This window comes from Haloarcula salina, assembly GCF_049603855.1.
GTDB lineage: Archaea > Halobacteriota > Halobacteria > Halobacteriales > Haloarculaceae > Haloarcula > Haloarcula salina_A.
In genome coordinates, this window is the sequence record NZ_CP187146.1 from 1,956,293 (window position 1) to 1,972,447 (window position 16,155).

Sequence of the window (16,155 nt, forward strand, 5' to 3'; positions counted from 1 at the left end):
AGTCGCTGGCAGCTTTTTCATTCATCGACGCGTCGAGCGTCGCGGCTACGGAACGGTCAGCACACACGAGACGGCGGAAAACGGCCGAGCGCGGTCAGTGTTCGAGGTCGGCGAGGTCCCACTCGCCGGTGATGATCGCGCCGGAGTCGGGGTTGTCGGGCTCGACGACCGCTTCGACGAACGACGGCCCGTCGTGGGCGAACGCCTCTTCGAGGACGCCGTTCAGGTTCTCGGGCTTGACGACGCGCTCGGCGAAGCCGACGTTGAACGACTCGGCCATGTCCATGAAGTCGACCATCGTCTCGTCGTCGAACTCCGTGTCGAGGACGCGGTCCCAGCCGTACTTGTTCACCTGGAGGTTCCGGATGGACTTCCAGCCGTTGTTGTTGACGACGACGTAGTTCACGTCGATGTCGTGTTCGACGGCGCAGGCGACCTCCTGGTTGCACATCAGGAAGCTGCCGTCGCCCTCGAAGTCGACGACCGTCCGCTCGGGATCCGCCAGCTTCGCGCCGATGGCGGCCGAGACGCCCCATCCCATCGTCGAGAAGCCGCCACAGGAGATGTTCGTCCGGGGCTCGTACACCGGGAATTCGGGGTTGATCGTCTCCTGGGGCTGGCCGGCGCTGGTGACGATGCTCCCGTCCCGCGGGAGCACCTCGCGGACCGCTCGGGCCACGCGCGAGATACTCATCGGGACCTCGTCGCTCTCCCAGCGCTCGTCGACCTGCGCCTGCCAGTCCTCCCACAGCGCCTGAATCTCCTCGTAGTACTCGTTGTCCTCGGTCGAGACGGGGTCGACGCGGTCCTGGACGGCCTCCGTGATCTGACGGGTGACGACCTTCGCGTCGCCCTGGATGCCGACCTCGACCGGGTAGTTCTTCCCGATCTCCTGGGGGTCGATGTCGACGTGGACCAGCTTGCTCGGCGGGATCTCGAAGCTCACGCCCTCCTCGAATGAGGAGGTGTGCATGTCGGTGAACCGACAGCCGACGGCGAGGATTACGTCCGCGTTCGCCGCGAGTTCGTTCCCGGCCGAGGAGCCGATCCAGCCCGCGTAGCCGACGAACAGGTCGTGGTCCTCCGGGATGATGCCCCGCGACTGGAACGTCGGAATGACGGGGGCCTGGAGGTGTTCGGCGAGGTCCTGTACCTCGTCCCAGGCCTCGGCGAGCATCGTCCCGCCGCCGGGGACGATGACCGGTCGGTCGGCCTCGGCCAGCAGGTCCGCGGCGTCCGAGACCGTCTCTGGGTCGCCGCCGGGCCGGCTGTGGGGGCGGTGCTTGGTCGGCTCTGGCAGTTCCACGTCCGCTGCCGCGCCCTGTACGTCCATCGGCACGTCGACGTGGACGGGACCGGGACGGCCGGACAGCGCGCACTGGAACGCCCGGCGAAGGATGCGCGGGAGCCGCTCCACGTCGTCGACGACGAAGCTCTTCTTCGTGACGGGTTCCATCACGCTGGGGAAGTCGCCGGGTTTCTGGCGCTCGATCTCCTGGAGGATCCCCTGCCCGTACTCGTGGGTCTGGGGCGCGCCGGTGAAGATGACCATCGGGATGGAGTCGACGTAGGCCGTCGCTGCGCCGGTGACGGTGTTCGTCGCCCCTGGGCCGATGGAGGTGAACACAGCCAGTGGGTCCCCCGTCGCTCGCGCGTATCCGTCCGCGAGGTGTGTCGCGCCCTGTTCGTGCCGGGGTTGAATGACCTCAACCTCGGAGTCGTTGAACGCGTCGAGCAGGTTCGTGCTCCCGTGGCCGGGAATGCCGACGAGGTACTCGACGCCCTCTTTTTCCAGATAGTTGGCGATGATCTCGCCACCGTTGAGTCTAGGCATCTCATCACAAACGTACACGCCGGTTTTATTAAACGTTCCCCCACGGCCCCCTCACAGTGAGGGGATGACCTCGTCGCCCATGACCTCGAAGAGCCGCTCGGGCTCGGGGCTGGTGTTGCCGAGCGCGATGCGGTCGAAGCCCATCTCGGCGTACTCCTCCAGTTGGGCGGCGATAGTCGATGGGTCGTCGGCGATGAGGAACTTCGCCTCGATCTCCTCCTCGGTCGCCTTCTCGCCCTCCTGCTCGATGTCCTTCGGGTTCGCCATCGCGCGGTCGAAGACGTTCTGCGTGGTCGCCCACCACGGGCGGGTGGCCGCCCGGGCGCGCTCGAAGTCCTCGTCGTAGGAGGCGATCACGAGCAGCGTCGTCTCGATGCTGTCGGGATCGCGGCCCTCTTCTTCGGTGTAGCGGCGAATGGCGGGATAGAGCCGGTCGGTGTACTCCTCGCCCTTCTTGACCGTGATGAAGCCGTCGCCGTAGACGCTGGTCAGCGAGGCTGTCGTCGGCCCGTTGGCGGCGAGGTGGATCTCCGGTCGGTCCTCGGGCATCGTGTAGAGCTTCGCATCGTCGACCTCGTAGTGCTCACCCTCGTAGCTGAAGAAGTCCTCCGAGTCGTAGAGGCCGTGGACGATCTCCAGGGTCTCTTCGAGCCGGTCGCGTCTGACCGGGTACTCCGGCCACTCGTGGCCCAGCGGCTTCTCGTTCATCGCCTCGCCGGTCGAGAGGCCGAGCACGACCCGCTCGTCGTGCATCTCCTGGAGCGTCGCGAAGGCCTGGGCCATCATTGCCGGGTGGTAGTGCTCGCCGGCGGGCGTCACGCAGGTCCCGATCGGGATGTCGACCCGCTCGGTGGCGGCCCCCAGCCACGACCACGCGAAGCCGGCTTCGGCGTCCGTGTGGAACCACGGGTGGAAGTGGTCCGAGGTCCAGATGAAGTCGTAGCCGTTCTCCGAGGCGAGTTCGGAGTACTCCAGCAGCTCCGACGGGCTGTACTGCTCCTGATGGGCCATGTAGTCGATGCTGACCATCGTACCTCCGACTTGTGGTGTCCGTGTAATATCGTTTTCCCCACGCGACCGGAGTTCGTGAGCGTCTGCGTCGCAGATACCCAACGTGCAGGCACTTCACCCACCGTTTGAGAGAGGCGAACGTTATTGGGCCACCCATCTGGTGTGCGGACGTTTATCACGCTGCTGCCCGGGAAAGACCGGCGATATGCGACTTCGCTCGTCGTGCCCGGACAATGACGTTCGCATCTTCCGAACGCCCCCAATCGTTCGTCGCTGACGAACAGTTTTATGATGGACGATGCCAAACTACGTGGTATGGCAACGCACGACGGCTCTCGAACGGTGGAAGCGGTCCAGACGACACTCGACATCATCGAACTGCTGCTCGAGCGAGACGGGGCCGGAATCACGGAAATTGCCTCGGAACTGGACCGGTCGAAGGGGACCATCCACGGGCACATGGCCACGCTCTCGCAGAACGAGTTCGTCGTGAAGGAGGGCGATACGTACCGTCTGAGTCTGCGGTACCTCGAACTGGGGGAGAAGGTACGGAACCGACTCCAGATCTACGACGTCGTCACGGAGGAACTCGACGACCTCTCCGCGTCCTGTGGCGAGCTCGCTCAGTTCGCGATGACGGAACACGGGCGTGCGGTGTACATCTACAAGAGCGCCGGCGAGAACGCCATCCAGTCCGCGTCGTCCCCGGGCAAGCGAGAGTACATGCACTGCCTCTCGCTGGGCAAGGCGATGCTGGCACACATGCCCAGAGAGCGCGTCGAGGAGATCATCGACCGCCACGGCCTCGTCGGCTACACCGAGAACACGATCACCGACCCGGAGACGCTGTTCGAGGAACTCGAAGCCATCAGAGAGCGCGGCTACGCCTTCGACCGCGAGGAGAAGATCGAGGGCCTGCGCTGCGTGGCCGCCCCGGTGACGACCAAAGACGAAATCGTCGGCGCGATAAGCATCTCTGGGCCCGCCAGCCGATTCGAAGGCGAGTTCTACGAGGAGGAACTCCCCAGCATGGTCACGCGGTCGGCCAACGTCATCGAGATCAACTCCCAGTTCTCGTAATCCAGCCCACATCCGCACCCCCGTTCGCGAAGTCCGAACGACAGGGTTCGTCGACGGCCGGTCGTCTCCGACGGAACGGACTGTGGGCCGATCAAGACGACCGCTCACATTCGATGTAACACACGTACAGGTGTTATTCTCTCGGCGTGACGATCAGGACTCGATCGGACAGAGTGACTGCTCGCCGCGGACGGACACCCGTCGACCCCTGTTATCGCTGCCTGTCTGTGGTACGACTCACAGGGCGTCGCACCCGCGCAACCGTCGATCCTCGGTACCGAACCGCCACCAAATAATAAAATTTCCAGTAGTCACAGAAATCTGAGAATATCTCTATCGAGACTGGTCTCCCGTCTCTACGGAACGGTACTGATCGGCGGTTAGGGCCGTGTTACATCCGAATATGACGTTCACCCTATGACAGCGGTTACTCCGATGTGATCCCCGAGAAGTACCAGACAGCCGATTTGGGGTCCCATTGAACGGTTCTCAGAGTAAGGGCAAGAAATTCCCCAAAATATGATCGAATTCTGCTAATTTTGGATAATAGTAATATATCAGACATTAACCCATATCGCTGTTCGACGATCACCGAGGCGCCGACTGACGCGACGTAACGGCCTAACCAGGGGTAACCTATTAGCGGCCCGCGAGTGAACTGTCACCAACAATGACCGACTCCCCGGAGAAGCTCTCCGTGTGGTGTGCCGGCGAGGAGTGGTGTCCGATCACGACGACGGCTTCGCTCATCGGCAAGAAGTGGCACCCCGTCATCGTCCATCGACTGCTGGAACACGGGCCCTCGGGGTTCAACGAACTCAAGGAGAACGTCGACGGCATCTCATCGAAGGTGCTGTCCGACAGCCTCGAGGACCTCCAGGAGAAGGGGCTCGTCGACCGCGAAGTCATCAGCGAACAGCCGTTTCGGGTCAACTACTCGCTGACGGAGCGCGGGGCGTCGCTCGAACCGGTCATCACCGAGATGGCGAAGTGGGGACAGGAACACCTGGAAGAACCGGTGGAGGCGGACGACGGCATCCGGTGACGGCCGCCGGGCAATAGCTTTTGGCGCTGCCCGGCGAATCGGTCGATATGCCCGTAACTGACGAGGCGGAACTCCGAGAGATACTGGAACTGGACCGCGTCGCCGTCGTCGGCTGTTCTGCCAGTCCCGGCAAAGACGCCCACGAGATCCCGAAGTACCTCCTCGAACAGGGCTACGACGTGATTCCCGTCAACCCCTTCGCCGACGAGATATTCGGCCGCGAGGCGTACGACTCGCTGGCGGACGTGCCGGGCGAGATCGACATCGTCGACGTGTTCCGGCCGAGCGAGGAGGTCAGCGACATCGTCGACGCGGCGCTGGCACGCGACGACGACGCCGTCATCTGGCTCCAGCTTGGCATCCACGACGACGAGGCGGTCGAGCGCGCCGAAGCGGCCGGTCGCCGCGTCGTGCAGGATCGGTGTATGAAGCCGACCCACCAGCAGCTCATGGGCTGACGTGACCGGCCCGGATGGCCGCGTCCCCCAGCGCCCGATACGTCTATGACGATGGCCGGACGATAGCCGACCATGCTCCCGTGGGACGCGGGGTCCTACTGGCTCGTTCGGTTCCTGTTTCACCGGGGACTCGCGGCGATCTATCTGCTCGCCTTCCTCGTCGCGGCCAGGCAGTTCCGGCCGCTCGCCGGCGAGGACGGCCTCTTGCCGATAGCGCGGTACGTCGACCGCCACTCGTTCCGAGAGCGGCCGAGCCTGTTCTACTACTACCCGAGCGACCGCGTCGTCGTCGTCGCAGCGTGGGCCGGGGTCGCCCTCTCCGTGGTCGCACTCGCGGGCGTGCCGTCCGTGCTTCCGAGACCCTACGCCGTCCCGGCGTCGATGGCGCTCTGGCTCGCGCTGTGGGGGCTGTACCTCTCCTTTGTCAACGCCGGCCAGACGTTCTACGGCTACGGCTGGGAGTCGATGCTGCTGGAAACCGGGTTTCTGGCAGCGTTTCTCGGAGCCGGGCCGACGGGACCGCCGGTGGTCGTCGTCTGGCTCCTGAAGTGGGTGCTGTTTCGCAACATGTTCGGCGCGGGGCTCATCAAACTCCGCGGCGACGACTGCTGGCGAGACTGCACCGCGCTCGACTACCACTACGAGACTCAGCCGATTCCCAACCCGGTGAGCTGGTACGCCCACCACCTGCCCGACCGCTTCCACCGGGTCGAGGTGCTGGGCAACCACGTCGTCGAAGTCGCGGTCCCGTTCCTGTACTTCGCTCCCCAGCCCTGGGCCTCGGTGGCGGGCGCGGCGACTATCGGCTTCCAGGGCTGGCTCATGGTCACGGGGAACTTCTCGTGGCTCAACGCCCTCACCATCGTCCAGGCCGTCGCGACGTTCAGCGACGGCGTGCTCACCGCTGTCCTCCCGGTCAGTGCACCGACGGCGTCCAGTCCGCCGCTGTATCTCCAGGCACTCGCCGTCGCGCTCGCCGCCGTCGTCCTCTGGCGGAGCGTCGGCCCGGCGCGAAACATCCTCTCGGAACGGCAGGTGATGAACACCGCCTTCGACCCCCTGCACCTGGTCAACACCTACGGCGCGTTCGGGTCGATCACCCGCGACCGCTACGAAATCGTCGTCCAGGGGACGACCGACGACGTGGTGACGCCGGACACGGAGTGGGAGACCTACGAGTTCAGGGGCAAGCCGACCGACCCGGACCGGCGACCGCGGCAGGTCGCTCCCTACCACTACCGGCTGGACTGGCAACTGTGGTTCGCGGCGATGGCCCCGACGCCCCACCGGAGTCCGTGGTTCCTCGCGCTACTGCAGAACCTCCTCGACGGCGACGAGGCGACGCACGACCTCCTCGACTCGGTCCCGTTTTCCGACGAGACGCCGACGCACGTCCGGGCGGTCCGCTATCGCTACCGGTTCACGACGCCCGAGGAACGCCGCGAGACCGGCCGGTGGTGGACACGCGAGCGGGTGGGGACCTACGTCAGCCCGGTCGGCGAGGGGGACCTGCGGCTCACGCGCGTCTGACCGCTCTAGCAGTTCGAGTCGCCCGTGCTCGCCGGCGGCGTCTTCGAGAGGTACTTCCCCCACCGGCTCCGGTCGTCGGCGACGCGGCGATAGGCGCGCTCGCGGAGCCGCTCGTAGTCGTCGAACTGATTGAGGAACTCCACCGCTGGCCGCGCCAGTTCGCCCGGGCCCGTCCGCGCGAGCGCCGCCTCGATGGACGCGCCACAGGAGTACACCTCGTCCTCGGTGACGAAGTGCGAGCAGGACTCGTAGTCCTCGGGAAGACGCGCCAGCAGATCCTCGTCGAGATCGGAGAATCCGACGATGTCGACGTCCGAGCGGGTGCGGACGAAGTCCGCGCACCAGGTACAGAAGCCGCAGTCATCGTCGTAGACGAGCGTGCCGTCACTCATACTCGATTCTAGGGCGGCGACGCACAAACCGTTTCCTCCGGTAGGTCTTTGTCACCGCTCGTGCCAGCGTGACGCATGGAGCGGTTCGTCGAACTCGTCGTCGCCGGCGGGCTGGCGACCGTCACCGGGCTCTGGGTGACGCGACTCACGGCGGCTCTCTCGACGCCGTGGCTCGCCGGGGCCGCGCTCGCGGGCCTCGGAGTGTTCGCGCTCGGCGCGGGCATCGCGCGCGAGGTGTCGCCCGACTGGTGACGGGTGCGATAGTGGGCTCGGCGTGGGCGACGCCAACTGTTTTGCCCGCCCGCGCCCTCGGGCCGGACATGGACAAAGCAGAAGTCGCCGCGCTCATCGAAAACGAACTGCCGGACGCGACGGCGACGGTCACCACGCCGAGAGACCCCGACGACGACAAGCACTACGCTGTCCGGGTCGTCTCGCCCGCCTTCGAGGGCGAGACGCTCGTCGACCAGCACCAACTCGTCCACGACGCGCTGGGCGAGCACCTCACCCGCGAGATTCACGCCATCGAGCTGCGGACGCTGACGCCCGAGGAAGCAGAGTAGCCGGACTCGTCAGGCCGACGGTCCGCAGTCGTCGATCCGACCGTCGGTACGCCTTTACCCGTGGTCGCGTTAGGGTGGGTATGGCATTCGAACCCGAAGAGGTCTCACCCGAGGAGGTTACCGACCACGTCGACAGCGCCATCGAGGACAACGAGGTCGTCCTGTTCATGAAGGGCGACGAGCTGATGCCCCAGTGTGGCTACTCGCGGAAGGCGCTCGGGCTGCTCACACAGTACCGAGAGGACGTGGAAACCGTGAACGTGCTGCGCGCGACCGACGCCTACCGCGAGGCGCTGGAGCGCCACAGCGGTCGCGAGACGATTCCACAGACGTTCGTCGACGGGGAGTTCGTCGGCGGCAGCGACATCCTCGAACAGCTCGACGAGCGCGGCGACCTCGAACCGAAACTCAGCGGCTGAGTCCCTACTCGTCGTCTTTCATCTCGCCGAGTTTGTCGACGAGGTCGCTCGTCGACGCCTCCGTCTCGAAGGAGACCGAGCCGTCGTGGTCGTTCTCGTGGACGGCGACGCCTTCGCTGTCGTCCGCGTCTACGTTGTTGTCCTTCTGCTCGGATTCGTCGTAGCTACCAAAACCCATGTCTCATACGGGGGGCGTGGTGTACTAAAATCAGACGATGTTTCGAGCCGGACGCCACCAGCTACCATCCCACGACACTCCGACATTCCCGCGACGACACCGAGAACCGGATGCGGGCGCGCGGTAAGCAAAGGTTCTTAACTGTCCTCGTTCTCCCACCTAGATAACGGCACCCGAGAGCCGTGGTTTTCCGACGGCTATCGCGCCTCCACCGGAATCTTCAAAGCTATGAGTTCAGCAGACGAGACACTTGAGAGAATCAAAGCACAGGTCGAAGCGGAGACGCCAGACGACATCGAGATCGAGTCCGTCGAGTTCGAAGGACCGGAGCTCGTCATCTACACGCCCGACGCGCGGACCGTCGCCAGCCGCGACGGCATCGTCAGGAACCTCGCACAGACGCTCCGCAAGCGCATCAACGTCCGCCCCACGCAGGAGGCGCTGGTCCCGCCCGAGGAAGCCCGGGTCCGCATAACCGAGACGATCCCGGAAGACGCCGGCGTCCAGAACCTCGACTTCGACCGCCAGACCGGCGAAGTGTTCATCGAGGCCGAGAAGCCCGGCCGCGTCATCGGCCGCCACGGCGCGACGCTCGACGAGATTTCGGGGTCGGTCGGCTGGACGCCCGAAGTCGTCCGCACGCCGCCGATGGAATCCTCGACGGTCTCGAACGTCCGGAACTTCCTGAAACAGGAGCGCGAGGACCGCCGCGACATCCTCCAGCGAGTCGGCCGGCAGATCAACCGCCCGATGACGAACGACGACGACTGGGTGCGGCTGACGACGCTTGGCTGCTGTCGGGAGGTCGGCCGCGCGTCGTTCATCCTCTCGACGCCCGAGTCGCGCATCCTCATCGACTGCGGCGACAAGCCCGGCGCAGAAGGCGAGGTCCCGTATCTCCAGGCCCCCGAGGCGCTGGCCGCGGGGCCGAACTCGCTGGATGCCGTGGTCCTGACCCACGCCCACCTCGACCACTCCGCGCTCATCCCCATCCTGTTCAAGTACGGCTACGACGGCCCGATCTACACGACCGCGCCGACGCGGGACCTGATGGGCCTGCTCCAGCTGGACTACCTCGACGTGGCCTCGAAGGAGGGGCGCACGCCCCCCTACGAGAGCCAGCAGGTCCGTAACGCGCTGAAACACACGATTCCGCTGGAGTTCGGCAACGTCACGGACATCGCCCCGGACGTGAAGTTGACGATGCACAACGCGGGCCACATCCTCGGCTCCGCGGTCTGTCACTTCCACATCGGCGAGGGCCGGTACAACGTCGCGTTCTCCGGCGACATCCACTACAAGGACACCCGCCTGCTCGACGGCGCGGTCAACGACTTCCCGCGGGTGGAGACGCTCGTCCTCGAGTCCACCTACGGCGGGAAAAACGACTACCAGACCGACCAGTCCGACTCCGAGCGGGTGCTGCGCGACGTGATCAACACCGCTCAGGAGAAGGATGGCCACATCCTCATCCCCGCCTTCGCCGTGGGCCGCTCCCAGGAGCTCATGCTCGTTCTGGAGGAGGCGATGCGGAAGGGCGACATCCCGACGATGCCGGTGTACCTAGACGGGATGATCCGCGAGGCGACGGCTATCCACACCGCTTACCCAGAGTACCTCCGCGACGACCTCCGCCAGCGCATCCTCTACGAGGACGAGAACCCCTTCCTCGCGGAACAGTTCGAGCAGGTCGACGGCGGCGAGGAGATGCGACGCGACATCACCGACGACGAACCGGCCATCATCCTGACCACCTCCGGGATGGTCACCGGCGGCCCGGTGATGTCCTGGCTCCGCCTGCTCGGCAGCGACCCGGACAACACGATGGTGTTCGTCGGCTACCAGGCCGAGGGGACCCTCGGTCGCCAGATCCAGCGCGGCCAGGACGAGATCACGCTCGGCGACGGCAGCGGTCCGCGCGCGGAACGGGTGAGCCTCAAGATGGACGTCGAGACGGTCGACGGCTTCTCCGGCCACGCCGACCGACAGGGCCTGGAGTCGTTCGTCGAGACGATGCACCCCCGCCCCGAGAAGATCCTCTGCGTCCACGGCGACGAGTCCTCGACGAACCAGCTCTCCTCGGCGCTGTACCAGAAGTTCAACATGCGGACGCACAATCCGAAGAACCTCGAGACGTTCCGGCTGTCCTGAACGCGGTCAGTCAGCTATTCCTCGGCGATGTTGAGTTCGGCCAGCAGGCGGGCCGTGATGACCTGCTCGACGATAGATACGAGCACCGCGTCGTCCGTCGTGTAGTCGGCGAAGATACCCAGTGGGACCTCGCCGCCGGCCATCTCGCGGTGGCCGCCGGCGCTGCCCACGTCGGCGAAGGCGTCCGAGAGTGCGTCGCCGACGTGGATTCGCGAGTCCGTCGACCGGGCGCTGAGGTGGATGCTGTCGTCGACGATGCCGAAGACGATGGCCGTCTCGACCCCTTCGAGCGTCGCCAGGTAGTCGGCGGCCTGGGGCAGGGCATCGCGCTCCGAGGTCCGGCCGACGTGCGAGATGAGGACCGAGCCCTTGACGGTCCGGTTCTCGATGGCGTCGCCGATGGCGTCGATGGTGGCCCCGCTGACCGACGGCGACGCCAGCGTCCGCAGGAGCGACGAGTCCGCCCGGTCGGTGAGAAAGCCCGCCGCCCCGTGCTCGTCCGGCGTCGTCCCGCGGAGGAACCCCAGCGTCTCGCGGCGGATGGCGAACAGCAGCGCCGTCGCCACCTTCGGATCGAGTTCGATGTCGAGGTCGCGGACGTACTCGGTCAGTATCGTCGCCGTCGCGCCGACGTGCTCGCGGTGGTCGACGAAGCGACCCTCGACGTCGTCGGCGGGGTGGTGATCGATGACGATGTCGACCGGTACATCCTCGGGGACGCGGTTGTTCGCGCCGGGCAGGGAGTGGTCGACGAACGCCAGCAACTCCGTCGAGGGGCGGTCGCGGACGACGTCGGGGTCGAACTCCCGGAGGTCCATGTCGAGGACGTTGACGAACGAGCGGTTCTGCTGGTGGGATATCTCGCCGCTGTAGAGGATCCGCCGCTCGTCGATGCCGACGTGACCCGCGATTCGGCCCAGCGCGAGCGCGCTCGCCAGGCAGTCCGGGTCGGGGTTGTTGTGACAGACGATAGTGAGCGCTTCCGCCTCGCCGAGCAACTCCGCCAGTTCCATTGCGGGACGCATCTTCTGGTCTACGTTGGTGCTCCCGATACAAGCGTCTATGGGCAGGTTCGAGTTCGCCCGCGTCTCTCGGCGGGCGCGAGGCGACTACTCGGAGTACTCGTAGGGGTCGCGGTCCCCGTCGGTGTCGACGTACGCGTCGTTGCGCTCCCACTCGCCGTCGTCGGTTTCGACGAGGTACTCGCCGTAGTAGGGGACCCGCGTGTCGACCGTCTCGCGGAACGCCGCCCGCATCGACGCCTTGGTGTCGCCGATGTCCCTGAGGTCGTCGTTTCGGTTCAGACAGCCCTTGAGGTAGCCGTCGTGGGTCAGGCGGACGCGGTGGCAGTTGGCACAGAAGTCCGCGTTGCCGACTGGGTCGACGATTTCGACCATGCCGCTGTTCTGTGCGTCGACGGGCGGCGTCCGGACGCCGCCGTCCGAAGCCGCGAGCGAGGTCCCGGTTCGGGAAGCCGTCTCCGCGTCGGCGTCGCTGGCGCTGTGGATCCAGTAGCGCTTGCGGTCGTGCATCTCACGATGTTCGACGCGGTCGGCGCGGTCTTCGAGCCAGTCGTGGACGCGCTGGATGTCGATTGCCCACTCCGGGTTGCCGGCCAGTTCGGGCATGTACTCGATGAGCTGGAGCTGGAGGCCGGGGTTCTCGGCGACGTGGTCGACCATCTTCGGGACGTAGCCCGCGGTTGGCTCGAAGACGACCATGTTGAGCTTCACCGGGGCCAGTCCGGCGTCCAGTGCCGCCTCGACGCCTTCGAGGACGCGGTCGTAGGCCCCGCTCTGTGTCAGTTCCGCGAACGCGTCGGCGTCGAGCGCGTCCTGGGAGACGTTGACTCGTTCGAGGCCGGCGTCGACGAGGGCCGGTGCGCGACCGGGGAGGAAGGTCCCGTTGGTCGTCATCGAGACCTCCATCTCGTCCGGTGCGCGACGGACGATGTCCTCTAAGTCCTCGCGCAGCATCGGCTCCCCGCCCGTAAACTTCACCGAGTCGACCCCGAACTCGGCCGCGACTTCGAGAAAGGCGACGACGGTGTCCGCCGGGAGTTCGTCGTCTTGCGGCTCCATCGGCCCGCGCGTGTCCCCGAGTCCTTCGTTGTGGCAGTAGACGCAATCGAAGTTACACCGGTCGGTGAGTGAGACGCGTACCCCCGTCACCTCGCGGCCGAAGTCGTCCTCGAGCATTTCCTTGGTACGGGTTCACAGCACAGCGCCTTAAATGGCGTGAATGTAACAATACGACCCGGTCGATTGTGGCGACGTGTGGCGATCGGGACACGCGCGACAACACTGTCACAAACGCGACCGCGCGCTCACAATCGCGTCGCGACCGCGTCCAGTTCCGCTGGCGTATTGACGTTCTCCAGCGACGCGAGTGAACCGTGTCGACGGATCTCCTCGCGCTCGACGACGGCGTGTTCCAGTTCCGCCACCACGTCCCGGAGTCGGCGCTCTCCCCGATCCAGCGCGCTCCGACAGGCCGCCAGTGTCGGTTCGGTCCGGTAGACCGCCTGTGCCGGCTGGAGCCACTCGTCCGGCTGGGGGACCGCGGCGTCGCGTCCGCGAGCCCGCTCGAACAGGTAGGTGACGAACGATGGATCGACCAGCGGCATGTCGCAGGCGACGACGACGGCGTACTCGCTCTCGACGGCGTCGAGACCCGCGGCGACGCCGGCGACGGGACCCTCGTCCGGCCGCTCGTCGGTGGCGAACGTCACGTCGTCGAGTCCCTCGAGCGCGACCTCGATGGACGGGACCTGATCCTCGCGACAGTTGACGACGAGCGCGTCCACTGCGTCGTCGAGTCGGTCGGCGACGCGACGGATCATCGGTGTCCCCGCGAGATCGGCGACCGCCTTGTCGCCACCACCGAAGCGCGTCGAGCGACCTCCAGCAACGACGACGCCAGTTCGCATATCCCCTCCTTGTCGCACACGGTAGATAGGTCCTTCGCGAAACCGATCGCCGAACGGTGAACTCCCGAGTCGGCCCCGCGCGAACATCGCCTGCGGCCGTCTATTCGTGCAATTTCGGAGATAGTTGTTGGATATTAGAATCTAAAAATCGAATATTAGAGTCCTGAATCGAAATAACATATCAAAATCTTCGATATATGGGATCATTATAGAAATTCGATTTTCATATCTCGATTTTTCAATCACTACTACGGCAAAGACGTATACAGAAGGCCGCAAAGTGCCATAATAACAGGTGTACCTGTGTTATGCAAGATCGCACTCGCGCTTGGTCGCATCGACCTGACCACTCGGCCAGCAGTGTAGGAATCTGTTCCATATTGATGAACACACAGACACCTATCAATCCCTACTCACGACGCTCGAATAACTCGGTCTTTCAGAATAAATAGGAAAGATAACCAGTCACACACCCGATCTCTGGGGAGAAAAGTGAACGTATCCGAAGGCGTAGGAGTATCGCGGACGATCGGTTCCGAAGCGGACCACATGGGTACTCGGATCCGAATCAACATTATAAACCATGACTGGAACGTCTACTGCGCGTTCGGCAGATCGCGATTCGCCGCACCCACCGCGTTCGCTAATACTGAACAGCCGTGTCACGAATAGGTGACGTTCAGTTCGATCACGTTCGCCACTTCGAGGACCTTCTGTGCGAGTTCCTCGCGGAAGCGCTCGCCGCGGAACCGGTTCGTCGGGCCGGAAACGCTGATCGCGCCGATAACCTCGTGGTCGTGGTTGAGAACCGGGGCAGCCACACAGCGGAGGCCTTCGAGTCGCTCCTCGTCGTCGAAGGCCACACCGCGGTCGCGAACGTCGGCAAGCGCGTCGGCCAGTTCCTCGCGGGTTTCGATCGCCTTCGGCGGTTCGCCGCCGAGGCCGTGACGGTCGACGATTTCGTCGACGCGCTCCGTCGGTAAGTGGGCCAGGATCGCCTTCCCGAGCGCCGTCGTGTGCAACGGGACCCGCGTGCCGACGTGGGCCTTGACCCGGACCGCTTTGTCCCCCCTGGCCCGGTAGAGGTACGAGCCGCGGCCGTGTTCCTCGACGAGGATGTTCGCCAGTTCACCCGTCTCTTCGGCCAGGCGATCGACTTCCGGCTTCGCGATCCTGAACAGTTTCCGGTGGTGGCGCGCGTACGCGCCGAGTTCCAGGAACCGGAGGCCAACCTCGTAGACGCCGTCGTGCTTCACTACGTACTCCTCCTGTTCGAGCGTACTGAGATAGTTGTGAATCGTGCTCTTGGGCACGTCGAGGTGCTGTGCCAGTTCGGTGACCCCTGCGCCGTCCAGGTCACGGAGGGCGTTGAGGACCTTGAACGTGGTCTCCACGGACTTTACCGGATTCCGGGCGGTGTTGGCCATAGCAGACATATGGGGGCTCTACTACTAAACAGTTGTTCACCCATATGGGACGAGTCCGGGACGGGAGTGTGAAAGTTCGCAGTCGAAGCGACCCCGGTAAGGATTGCTGCAGGTGGCCGATGCAGGGAGTTCAGGTGACCTGAACGAACCGTGGCGGTTTCCGAGCTACTCGATCACTGCGAGCGCGGTGGCTCGGTCTCTGCGATCCCGAACGGCGGCTTCGGGCGCTCTGTACCTGACTCCGCGCTCGGCGTTCGTTCTCCTCATCCAGTTTCCGAGAGATCGTAGTAAACATCCGTTCCATTTTATGGAACACATATCCGAGACAGACGCCGGTCGAAACGCGGTGAACGGCTCTCTCAGGAGTGCGTCACGTTCAGTTCGATCACGTTGGCGGTTTCCAGCACCTTCTGGGGGAGCTCCTCGCTGAAGCGCTCGCCGCGCAACCGGTTCGTCGGGCCGGCGACGCTGATCGCGCCGAGCACACGACCGTCGTTGGCCAGGACTGGCGCGGCCACACAGCGGAGGCCGTCGAGGCGCTCCTCGTCGTCGAAGGCCACACCGCGGTCGCGGACCGCTTCGAGCGACGCGTCGAGAGCGTCGCGGGTGTCGATGGACTGGGCCGTCGGCCCGCCCAGGCCGTGACGGTCGACGATTTCGTCGACGCGCTCCTCCGGCAGCTGGGCCAGGATGGCCTTCCCGAGCGCGGAGGTGTGCAGGGGAATCCGCGTGCCGACGTGGGCTTTCACCGTGACGGCATCTGCACCACGCGCCCGATAGAGGTAGATCCCTCTGCCGTGTTCTTCCACCAGGACGTTGGCGAGTTCACCGGTTTCGGCAGCGAGTCGGTCCACGTCCGGTTTCGCGATTCGAAAGAGTTCCTCGCGGTGTCTCGAGTAGGCACCCAGTTCGAGAAATCGGAGTCCGACCCGATACCTGTCTCCCGATTTCGTGACATACTGCTCCTGTCTGAGAGTACTGAGATAGTTGTGGACGGTGCTCTTCGGAATGTCGAGGTGTCGCGCCAACTCAGACAGTCCCGCGCCGTCTAGCCCCTTCAGTGCGTCGAGGATCACGAACGCCGTGCCGACCGACTTGACCGCTGGTCTCTCAGATCTCGCCATGCAAATCAGTGCTC

17 protein-coding genes are annotated in these 16,155 nt (G+C 64.9%); 8 read left to right on the top strand and 9 right to left on the bottom strand.

Translation table 11 applies throughout. The annotated features are described in order from the left end of the window. Positions 1–94: 94 nt before the first annotated feature. Complete coding sequence (locus ACOZ4I_RS09960; protein WP_423999053.1) at positions 95–1,834, bottom strand: thiamine pyrophosphate-binding protein; 1,740 nt, start codon at positions 1,832–1,834, stop codon at positions 95–97. Between the two features lie 51 nt (positions 1,835–1,885). Further along, positions 1,886–2,863, bottom strand: coding sequence for a TIGR03557 family F420-dependent LLM class oxidoreductase (locus ACOZ4I_RS09965; protein ID WP_423999055.1), 978 nt, complete (start codon positions 2,861–2,863; stop codon positions 1,886–1,888). Positions 2,864–3,160: 297 nt separating this feature from the next. Between ACOZ4I_RS09965 and ACOZ4I_RS09970 the strand changes: the two genes are divergently transcribed. The 4 genes from ACOZ4I_RS09970 to ACOZ4I_RS09985 all read left to right on the top strand — a co-directional run bounded on the left by ACOZ4I_RS09970 (position 3,161) and on the right by ACOZ4I_RS09985 (position 6,958). Further along, complete coding sequence (locus ACOZ4I_RS09970) at positions 3,161–3,925, top strand: IclR family transcriptional regulator (RefSeq protein WP_423999057.1); 765 nt, start codon at positions 3,161–3,163, stop codon at positions 3,923–3,925. Between the two features lie 670 nt (positions 3,926–4,595). Next, entirely contained in the window at positions 4,596–4,970 is a 375-nt protein-coding gene (locus ACOZ4I_RS09975) for a winged helix-turn-helix transcriptional regulator (RefSeq protein WP_423999059.1), read from the top strand. A gap of 47 nt (positions 4,971–5,017) precedes the next feature. After that, positions 5,018–5,428 (top strand): CoA-binding protein, encoded by a 411-nt coding sequence (locus tag ACOZ4I_RS09980; RefSeq protein ID WP_423999061.1) that lies wholly within the window; start codon positions 5,018–5,020, stop codon positions 5,426–5,428. Positions 5,429–5,500: 72 nt separating this feature from the next. Continuing rightward, positions 5,501–6,958 (top strand): lipase maturation factor family protein, encoded by a 1,458-nt coding sequence (locus ACOZ4I_RS09985; RefSeq protein ID WP_423999063.1) that lies wholly within the window; start codon positions 5,501–5,503, stop codon positions 6,956–6,958. A gap of 5 nt (positions 6,959–6,963) precedes the next feature. Here the strand turns inward: ACOZ4I_RS09985 and ACOZ4I_RS09990 are convergent, their stop codons facing one another. Continuing rightward, entirely contained in the window at positions 6,964–7,350 is a 387-nt protein-coding gene (locus ACOZ4I_RS09990) for a thiol-disulfide oxidoreductase DCC family protein (RefSeq protein WP_423999065.1), read from the bottom strand. A 75-nt stretch (positions 7,351–7,425) separates the two neighbouring features. Here ACOZ4I_RS09990 and ACOZ4I_RS09995 point away from each other — a divergent pair, with 75 nt between their 5' ends. From ACOZ4I_RS09995 to ACOZ4I_RS10005, 3 genes are all read left to right on the top strand, one after another. After that, a complete protein-coding gene (locus ACOZ4I_RS09995; protein ID WP_423999067.1) occupies positions 7,426–7,602 on the top strand; it encodes a hypothetical protein in 177 nt (58 codons plus the stop codon). A gap of 68 nt (positions 7,603–7,670) precedes the next feature. After that, a complete protein-coding gene (locus ACOZ4I_RS10000; protein WP_423999069.1) occupies positions 7,671–7,913 on the top strand; it encodes a BolA family protein in 243 nt (80 codons plus the stop codon). Positions 7,914–7,993: 80 nt separating this feature from the next. Next, the gene (locus tag ACOZ4I_RS10005) at positions 7,994–8,332 is read left to right on the top strand and encodes a glutaredoxin family protein (RefSeq protein WP_423999071.1); all 339 of its coding nucleotides are present in this window, start codon (positions 7,994–7,996) and stop codon (positions 8,330–8,332) included. Between the two features lie 4 nt (positions 8,333–8,336). On the opposite strand, the gene ACOZ4I_RS10010 is transcribed toward ACOZ4I_RS10005, so the two are convergent. After that, positions 8,337–8,510, bottom strand: coding sequence for a DUF5786 family protein (locus tag ACOZ4I_RS10010; RefSeq protein ID WP_423999073.1), 174 nt, complete (start codon positions 8,508–8,510; stop codon positions 8,337–8,339). A 228-nt stretch (positions 8,511–8,738) separates the two neighbouring features. On the opposite strand from ACOZ4I_RS10010, the gene ACOZ4I_RS10015 reads away from it, so the two are divergent. Next, positions 8,739–10,661 (top strand): beta-CASP ribonuclease aCPSF1, encoded by a 1,923-nt coding sequence (locus ACOZ4I_RS10015; protein WP_423999075.1) that lies wholly within the window; start codon positions 8,739–8,741, stop codon positions 10,659–10,661. A 14-nt stretch (positions 10,662–10,675) separates the two neighbouring features. On the opposite strand, the gene ACOZ4I_RS10020 is transcribed toward ACOZ4I_RS10015, so the two are convergent. From ACOZ4I_RS10020 to ACOZ4I_RS10040, 5 genes are all read right to left on the bottom strand, one after another. Beyond that, a complete protein-coding gene (locus tag ACOZ4I_RS10020) occupies positions 10,676–11,686 on the bottom strand; it encodes a DHH family phosphoesterase (RefSeq protein ID WP_423999077.1) in 1,011 nt (336 codons plus the stop codon). A gap of 84 nt (positions 11,687–11,770) precedes the next feature. Continuing rightward, the gene (moaA, locus tag ACOZ4I_RS10025) at positions 11,771–12,859 is read right to left on the bottom strand and encodes a GTP 3',8-cyclase MoaA (protein ID WP_423999079.1); all 1,089 of its coding nucleotides are present in this window, start codon (positions 12,857–12,859) and stop codon (positions 11,771–11,773) included. 128 nt (positions 12,860–12,987) lie between these two features. Beyond that, positions 12,988–13,590 carry a molybdenum cofactor guanylyltransferase gene (gene mobA / locus ACOZ4I_RS10030; protein ID WP_423999081.1) on the bottom strand — a complete coding sequence of 201 codons (603 nt, stop codon included), beginning with the start codon at positions 13,588–13,590 and terminating at the stop codon, positions 12,988–12,990. A gap of 662 nt (positions 13,591–14,252) precedes the next feature. Further along, on the bottom strand, positions 14,253–15,017 hold the full coding sequence (locus ACOZ4I_RS10035) for an IclR family transcriptional regulator (protein ID WP_423999083.1): 765 nt from the start codon (positions 15,015–15,017) through the stop codon (positions 14,253–14,255). A 359-nt stretch (positions 15,018–15,376) separates the two neighbouring features. After that, positions 15,377–16,141 (bottom strand): IclR family transcriptional regulator, encoded by a 765-nt coding sequence (locus ACOZ4I_RS10040; RefSeq protein WP_423999085.1) that lies wholly within the window; start codon positions 16,139–16,141, stop codon positions 15,377–15,379. Between the last annotated feature and the right edge of the window lie 14 nt (positions 16,142–16,155).